A 7,792-nucleotide genomic window follows, 5' to 3' on the forward strand; every position below is an offset into this window, starting at 1 on the left:
CAGTGAGCGTATACTAAATATTATTCATACTTAACCACTAGGATTTAAATGGAGGTCATTTTGATGAATCTGATCGAAAAAGAAAATCTAATTCGCCAAAAGGCGGAGGAATTCGAGAACGCATCGCCGGAGACCGTAATCTCTTGGGCGATCGAGACGTTCCCGAACATTACGTTCGCGTGCAGCTTCGGCGCGGAAGATGTCGTTCTCGTGGACATGATCCAGAAGATCAACGCATCCAGGGACATCTTTTACTTGGATACCGATTTTCATTTCAAGGAAACCTACGAGACGCGCGATCGCATGGCGGAGAAATACAACCTGAAATTCGTCGAAGTAAAATCGAAGCTGACTCCCGAAGAGCAGGCTGCGGAATTCGGCGAAGAGCTCTGGAAAAGCGATCCGACCGCATGCTGCAACCTTCGGAAAGTAGAACCGTTGACACGTATTCTTTCCAAATACGATGCCTGGATTACGGGAATTCGTCGTGACCAAGCACCTACCCGCGCCAACGCCAAGAAGGTGGAGTACGACACGAAATTCGGACTCGTGAAATTTAATCCGCTTGCTTCTTGGACATCGGAAGACGTATGGGATTACATTCGCGCGAACGACATTATTTATAACCCGCTGCATGATCGCCACTATCCGAGCATCGGCTGCGAACAATGCACGAAACAAGTTATGCCGGGCGAAGATCCGCGTTCAGGACGTTGGGCTGGCAACGAGAAAACGGAATGCGGACTGCATAAATAAGGAAATCGTACGACGTCGACAACTTCAAACATAGATTAGAAGGAGCTACTCAGACCATGAGCGCAATTTTACCGCATGGCGGCCATTTGATTAATCGGGTGGTCACGGGACAACAACGCGAAGACCTATTGGCGTTATCCGCGACATTACCTTCGATTCCGGTCAATGCTTGGACGGTTTCCGACCTGGATCTTATCGGGGTAGGAGCATTTAGTCCATTAACAGGCTTTATGAACGAACAGGATTATTTGTCGGTCGTTAACCACATGAAATTAGCTAGCGGAGCAATCTGGAGCATTCCGATTACTCTGGCCGTTACCGAAGATCAAGCAAAAGGCATATCAATTGGTCAACAAGCGGCGCTCGTCGGGGAGAACGACGGAGTCGTATACGCGATTATCGATATCGACAGCATCTACAAAGTCGATAAGCGCCATGAGGCCGTTCAAGTGTTCAAGACGGACGATATGGAGCACCCGGGCGTCGTGAAGCTATTCGACCGTCCCGATACGTACGTGGGCGGCTCGATTCAAGTGTTGAATCGTCCGGTTCCGGAAAAGTTCAACGAATTTTACTTCGATCCATCGGAAACACGGCGTTTGTTCGCGGAGAAGGGTTGGAAATCCGTAGTTGGATTCCAGACTCGCAATCCGGTTCACAGAGCGCATGAATATATACAGAAGGCAGCGATGGAAATCGTCGACGGATTGTTCCTTAATCCGCTTGTCGGCGAGACCAAGTCGGATGACGTTCCGGCTAACGTTCGGATGAAGAGCTACTTGGCCCTTCTGGAAAATTATTATCCTGCGGATCGCGTCCACCTCGGCGTATTCCCGGCGGCGATGCGATATGCAGGTCCGCGCGAAGCGATTTTCCACGCTCTCGTTCGCAAGAACTACGGCTGCACACATTTCATCGTCGGTCGCGACCATGCCGGCGTAGGCGACTACTACGGCACCTACGAAGCGCAGGATCTTCTTAAGTCGCTCCCTGCCGAGGAGCTGGGCATCACTCCTCTGTACTTCGAGCATAGTTTCTACTGCACGAAATGCGGGAATATGGCATCGAACAAAACGTGTCCGCACGACAAGGAACACCACTTGACCTTGTCTGGAACGAAGGTTCGCGCCTTGCTGAGAGACGGCATCTGCCCGCCTCCGGAATTCTCGCGCCCGGAAGTGGCGCAAATCTTGATCGAGGGTATGGCGGAAGCGAGCAAATCGTACGCGATCTAAAAACATAAAAATCCATCTTGTCCCATATGATGTAGGGAGGTTTCCCTGGGACGAGGTGGATTTTATTGTTTAAAGGTGATGGAAGGCGATTCTGGGCAATATTATCGGGTCGTAGAAGAATCGTGATCTGGATGACCCGCCAGGCGATGCTCAAACTGGCTATCGTGTTTACTTTAATGCTGTTAACCGCGACGGTATTCCTCAGCGAAATTCCGTCTTCGCGCACGTGGACGCACTGGAGCTTGCCGTTGTCGGGTAAAGTGATCGCGCTTGACGCCGGACACGGAGGCGCGGATGGCGGAGCGATCAGCAAGGACGGAGTCATCGAGAAAGATTTGAACATGGCGATCGTGCTGTATTTGCGCGATTACTTGCAGCAAGCCGGCGCGATCGTGCAGCTGACGCGCGAAGGGGATTATGACTTGGCGGCTCCGGACACGAAGAGTTACTCGCGACGTAAGACGGAAGATTTGAAGGAACGAGCAAGCAAGGTACAGAAGCTTCAAGCGAACTTAACGGTGAGCGTACACATGAACAGCATTCCGTCGCCTCGCTGGTCGGGAGCGCAAACCTTTTATTCCCCTAAGAATAAAGACAGTCAGCGTCTAGCCGCGATCATTCAGTCAGAGCTGCGCGTCGTGCTGGGGAATACGCAACGCATAGCGAAACAAGCCGACACGATCTACTTGCTGAAGACGCTGGAGATGCCTACCGCCTTAGTGGAAGTCGGCTTTTTGTCCCATCCGGAAGAGGCCGATCTTCTGGCCGACGAGCAATATCAAAGGAAAGTCGCGGCCGCGATCTATCGGGGGATATTAAGATATACGTCCGGTGAAACGGATAAGCCTATGCTATAATGGTATCATTCGAAACCGAAGTAAATGGAGGTCAAACGTCGTGGTTAATCGAGATTCCATAATAGAAGCCCTTCAGCCCGTGCTGGAACCTACTTTGAAGAGCAGCTTAACCAGTCTGGGACTGATACGCGATGTCGTCGTCCGCGAAGCGTCGATATCCCTCTCCGTGGTACTCCATCCGGATAGCTTGGAGCAATCCTCGGCCGTAGAGCAAAGCGTTATTCAAGCGTTAGCCAATGGCAATATCCAAGAACCGCACCTGAGATTCCGCGCGATGACGGAGAAGGAATTGGCGGACATCAACGACAAGCTTCAGTCTTCCGGTCAGAAGCAAGCGCCATCTTCGGAAGAGAAGAAGGCCGCTCCCATTAAAGGGCATGGTGCCGGGTTGGACAACCATACGATTCTGCATCCGGAAAGCGGCGTCGAGTTCATCGCGATCGCAAGCGGCAAGGGCGGCGTCGGCAAATCGACCGTTACCGTCAATCTGGCCGTTGCGCTGGCAAGGCTCGGCAAACGGGTCGGTCTTATCGATAGCGACATATACGGATTTAGCGTTCCCGATATGATGGGGATCGAAGAAAGACCCGAACAAGTCGGGGATAAAATCATGCCGATCGAACGATTCGGCGTGAAAGTCATCTCCATGGGTTTCTTCGTCGAAGACAATAGTCCGATCGTCTGGCGCGGCCCGATGCTCGGCAAAATGCTGCGCAACTTCTTCGCCGAAGTCCAATGGGGCGAATTAGATTACCTATTGCTCGACTTGCCGCCCGGAACGGGCGACGTGGCGCTGGACGTTCATCAGATGATCCCGCAAAGCAAAGAAATCATCGTAACGACACCGCATGCTACCGCGGCGTTCGTAGCGGCGCGGGCAGGGGCGATGGCGATCCGCACTCAGCATCAAATACTCGGAGTGGTCGAGAACATGTCCTATTTCGAGAGCAAGGAAACGGGCAACCGCGAGTACGTCTTCGGCAGAGGAGGCGGAGGACGCTTGGCGGAATCCTTGAATACCGAATTGCTTGCGCAGTTCCCGTTAGGAGCGCCGGACAACCATCCGTCCGAGCCGGATTTCTCTCCGTCCGTCTATAAGCGGGACTCCGAAATCGGCCAAGAATATATAACGCTGGCCCAGGCGATCATCGATCGCTGCGGAAAATAACTAAAAAGCGGTCGAACGAGGCTTTCTCGTTCGACCGCTTTTTTATGTCCTCGTATTAGCCGCCGCTCTCCCCGCTGCTCTCCGGACTGCTTTGTCCACCTTCCTGACCTCCGCCGCCGCCTTGAGAATCCTTCTTCTCGCCTTTTTTCTCGGTTTTCGGCGACAGCTCTTCCTTGACCACGCTTTGCAATAGCTTCATGATTTCCAACTTGAACAAAGGATTATCCATCGACTCGGTGACCGAACTCATGATTAACTTACGAACATCCGTCGTTTTCATGGAATCGGTCAGTACTTTCATCATTTCCGGCGTTTTGAACGTATCGATCAATTCTTTCTGGTAACCCGGATCCTTCATCAAGTCCTTGTGAATTTGCTTATTGTCCTTGCTTACGGCTTTGGCGAATTCTCCCGCGAACTTCGGATCCTTCATGATCGTCTGGAGAACCGTCGAATATTCCGGCGCGGTTAATACATCCTTTACGGCGATACGAACTTGAGCTTGATCCGAAGGGGTCATGCTCTTCATTTGCAGGGTACTCTCGCCATATTGAGCCGTGGAGGCTTTCTCCATCGCCTTTTGGGCTTCTTCCGAGCCGAGAATATCGATAACCATTGATTTTACCTCTTTATAACTCATTTGCCCGCCGTTGCCGCCGCTAGACTCCTGACCGCACGAGGAGAGCAATAATGCCAAACCGGCTAGGATGCCTAACCAGCGAAATCGAGAAAGCATACCGAACAGTCACCATCCCTTCATAGGGTTATGGCTGTAGTATGCTTCGACAAGCTTGTGAATATAAGGGGATGTTCATGGCTTTTTAGCGTGTTCATGGTAAAATGATTGTGATCATACAGAGGAGGTTTCAGGCGTTGAATTTACGTAAATGGATGAAATTATTTGGTACCACGATACTTATCGGGGCTATCGTCACGGTCGTCGGAAGCGTGTGCATTCAATTGTTCAATCCCGAATTTCGCGACGTGGCGGCGGGAGAATGGTTATCGTATATCTTAATGACGGCATTATTCGGCATGACTTTCGGTGCCTTCTCCCATATGGGTTTCTTTGCGTACTTAATGCTCAATTACATTGCCCGCACCATTTTCAAGCGCCCGTATTACTGGGTGGCGGTCCAAGGCTTCCTAGCGGTGTTCGTGCTAATCGAGATCGCGTACTGGACTTACGGCACGAATTTCCCGGATTACACCTATTGGGCGATTCCGCTTGCGATGTTAGCCGGATCGGTGCTCGTTGCTTGGCTCAAAGTTAGCCAAACTTCCGCCGGCGCATGGATACCGACCGTCTTCTTCTTGGTCGCGATCTCGACGATGGAGTCGATTCCCGTCTTTAAGACGGCCGATATTTCATCGTTATTGTATCAGCTAATCCCGCTATTCATCTGCAACGCCTACCAGATTATTCAACTTCATCGGATCCTGGGGCCGGCTCCGTCGGTCAACCCCATAGCCGCGGCTACTAAGTAAAGTAAGGCGATGCCAGCTCGTTCCACGCGGAACGGTCCTCGACGGTTTTTCCGTTCGTGTCGGTCTGACTGATCATTTGCGATACGGTTACGAAATCATAGCCATTGGCGCGCAACTGATCGATGATCGAAGGCAAAGCTTCGTGCGTTTGTTTGCAGGAATCGCTGGCATGCAGCAGGATGATGTCCCCGGGGTGCGCTTTGCCGACAACGCGGTTTACGATCGTGTCTACGCCGGGGTTTTTCCAATCCAGGGAGTCGGTATCCCACTGAATGACTTTATAATTGAGGTCCTCGGCGATTTTAAGCACGCGTTTGTCGAAGTCGCCGTTAGGCATACGGATCAAGTTCGGCGATTTGCCGGTCATGTCCTTGAGAATGCCGTCGGCGATCGTAATCTGTTTGCGAATATCATCGTCGGTGTACTGGCTATAATTGTCGTGCTTGTGGCCATGGCTTCCGACTTCGTAACCTGCGTCGGTAATTTTCTTAACGATATCGGGATGCGTCTTGCTCCAAGGAGAAGAGAGGAAGAAGGTAACGTTTTTTACGCCTTTAGCTTTTAGAATCTCGAGAATCGGCTCGGCTCGTTTTTCTCCCCAGCTGATGTCGAACGTGAGAGCGACTACTTTGCGATCGGTCGGAACGCTGTATACGGCGGCCGGGGGATGCGGAGCAAAGACGCTCAGGTTGTTTTTCTCGACCCAGATGACGGAGATGGCGAGAATGGCGGCAACCGTAAGGAAGAAGACTCTTTTGATACGCCTTCCGTTAAACACGAAAAAATGATTCATGAAACAATCGGCTCCTTTCAAGGTTAAGAGGTGGCGTCCTCCCGATAAGGGCAGGACAAGTCGATGCGCTTGTACTAACAATGTATGCTTGACCCATAGACTTATTCATGGGGATCTAAAGCCATATTCGTTATGGAGATGGGGGAAGTCCGGAATGTTCTCGCGCCAACGGTTGCTAAGCTCGTGGAAAGAAATTCGCCCGTATTTCATTTTTGCGATTATCTTGTTTTTTGCAGGTATCGTTATCGGCGGGACGCCGAACGCTCCCGCGGAGTTTCTGGAGCAGCAGCTTAAAGGGTTGAATTCGATCGCCGACAGTGTGCATAAGTCCGACAATCCCGAAATGACAATGTTCCTGCTTATCGCGATGAACAACATCTTCAATACGATCTTGATAATGGGCTTGGGATTGATTGCGGGCATTATGCCGGTCATCATGCTTGTTTCGAATGGACTTCTTATCGGTTTCTTGATGAAAGCAGTCGCGGCCGAAGGCCATAGCGTATGGGAAATGATCTTTAAAGGGTTGCTCCCGCATGCTTTATTCGAACTATCTGCCGTGTTCTTGGCATGCGCCTTCGGGATGCGATTCGGCATGACTTTGTTCAAAGGGATTATGGGGACCGCTCTGGGGAAAAAACAACCGTGGCAACCCTTCGTGTCAACTGCGACCGGAGCCGTGCCCGCTCTGATCGCGATTGTCGCGTTTCTGCTCATAGGAGCGGTCATCGAAAGCACGATAACATATTGGCTAGTCAGTTAAAGTTTTGCGGGGGCGGTCGATCTTGTCATAAAGCCGGCGAATTAGGTGCATAACAGTAGGAAACCGATAGTTACTTGTACGGGGCTTTCGGCTAACGCTGCTTATTCCTAGGAGGAACCGCACCCCATGCTTGGAATGATGTTTACGGAAAAGGAATGCAAGGAGTTCGATTACTTACTTCGTAAGGAAATGGACGAGATGCTACTCGACATGAGCGACAGACGTCTGGACGGACCGGTTAAAGAGGCGATATCGAAGCGTTATAAGATCATCTTCCGGATGTATGCCCGCATTGCGCCTCCCAGAGAATTGTCCCGTTATGCGACGGGGCTGAGGTTGCAAAGATAAGGTTTTGAAATTAGTTTGAGAAAACGCTTGACCTGGGCATGCTGTATGTGGTAAATTATTTTTCGCCCCGCTTTTACGGTGGCCGAGCGGATGAAGGAAATAACGGACAACATGGTTAACCAAAAAATACCTGTTGCCAAGTACTAGTCAGCTGTGATATATTATAAAAGTCGCCGTTAGCGCGGACGACGAAAAACGAAACACGAATTGTTCTTTGAAAACTGAACATTGAGCGTAAGAAACAAACAATCGTCGAAGTCGACTTTCGAGTCGGCGGAGACAAACCAGCAATACAGATTGAGCCTCAAAGGCTCTTTAATAAGAAGCTTCGGCTTCACTATTATGGAGAGTTTGATCCTGGCTCAGGACGAACGCTGGCGGCGT

Annotated in this window: 9 protein-coding genes; 7 read left to right on the forward strand and 2 right to left on the reverse strand. The window is 50.9% G+C overall.

Features of this window, described 5'->3' with window-relative positions; genetic code table 11:
• Window positions 1-63 precede the first annotated feature (63 nt).
• The 4 genes from D7Z26_RS26185 to D7Z26_RS26200 all read left to right on the forward strand — a co-directional run bounded on the left by D7Z26_RS26185 (window position 64) and on the right by D7Z26_RS26200 (window position 4,016).
• A complete protein-coding gene (locus D7Z26_RS26185) occupies window positions 64-756 on the forward strand; it encodes a phosphoadenylyl-sulfate reductase (RefSeq protein WP_120979986.1) in 693 nt (230 codons plus the stop codon).
• 56 nt (window positions 757-812) lie between these two features.
• Window positions 813-1,991 carry a sulfate adenylyltransferase gene (gene sat, locus D7Z26_RS26190; RefSeq protein WP_120979987.1) on the forward strand — a complete coding sequence of 393 codons (1,179 nt, stop codon included), beginning with the start codon at window positions 813-815 and terminating at the stop codon, window positions 1,989-1,991.
• A gap of 146 nt (window positions 1,992-2,137) precedes the next feature.
• Entirely contained in the window at window positions 2,138-2,848 is a 711-nt protein-coding gene (gene cwlD, locus D7Z26_RS26195; RefSeq protein WP_233567210.1) for an N-acetylmuramoyl-L-alanine amidase CwlD, read from the forward strand.
• A gap of 40 nt (window positions 2,849-2,888) precedes the next feature.
• Entirely contained in the window at window positions 2,889-4,016 is a 1,128-nt protein-coding gene (locus D7Z26_RS26200; RefSeq protein ID WP_120979989.1) for a P-loop NTPase, read from the forward strand.
• Between the two features lie 55 nt (window positions 4,017-4,071).
• On the opposite strand, the gene gerD is transcribed toward D7Z26_RS26200, so the two are convergent.
• Complete coding sequence (gene gerD, locus D7Z26_RS26205) at window positions 4,072-4,752, reverse strand: spore germination lipoprotein GerD (RefSeq protein ID WP_120979990.1); 681 nt, start codon at window positions 4,750-4,752, stop codon at window positions 4,072-4,074.
• Between the two features lie 137 nt (window positions 4,753-4,889).
• Here gerD and D7Z26_RS26210 point away from each other — a divergent pair, with 137 nt between their 5' ends.
• Window positions 4,890-5,504: a KinB-signaling pathway activation protein gene (locus D7Z26_RS26210; protein WP_158602449.1), complete on the forward strand. Its 615-nt coding sequence runs from the start codon at window positions 4,890-4,892 to the stop codon at window positions 5,502-5,504.
• Here the strand turns inward: D7Z26_RS26210 and pdaB are convergent.
• Window positions 5,497-6,297, reverse strand: a complete 801-nt coding sequence (gene pdaB / locus D7Z26_RS26215; RefSeq protein ID WP_120979992.1) for a polysaccharide deacetylase family sporulation protein PdaB — start codon at window positions 6,295-6,297, stop codon at window positions 5,497-5,499. The two genes, D7Z26_RS26210 and pdaB, sit on opposite strands and share 8 nt — an antisense overlap.
• A gap of 154 nt (window positions 6,298-6,451) precedes the next feature.
• Between pdaB and D7Z26_RS26220 the strand changes: the two genes are divergently transcribed.
• Both D7Z26_RS26220 and D7Z26_RS26225 read left to right on the forward strand, forming a co-directional pair.
• Window positions 6,452-7,060 (forward strand): stage II sporulation protein M, encoded by a 609-nt coding sequence (locus D7Z26_RS26220; RefSeq protein ID WP_158602450.1) that lies wholly within the window; start codon window positions 6,452-6,454, stop codon window positions 7,058-7,060.
• A gap of 126 nt (window positions 7,061-7,186) precedes the next feature.
• Window positions 7,187-7,408, forward strand: coding sequence for a hypothetical protein (locus tag D7Z26_RS26225; protein ID WP_120979994.1), 222 nt, complete (start codon window positions 7,187-7,189; stop codon window positions 7,406-7,408).
• Window positions 7,409-7,792 lie beyond the last annotated feature (384 nt).

Source organism: Cohnella endophytica, assembly GCF_003628305.1.
GTDB classification, from domain to species: Bacteria; Bacillota; Bacilli; order Paenibacillales; family Paenibacillaceae; genus Cohnella; species Cohnella endophytica.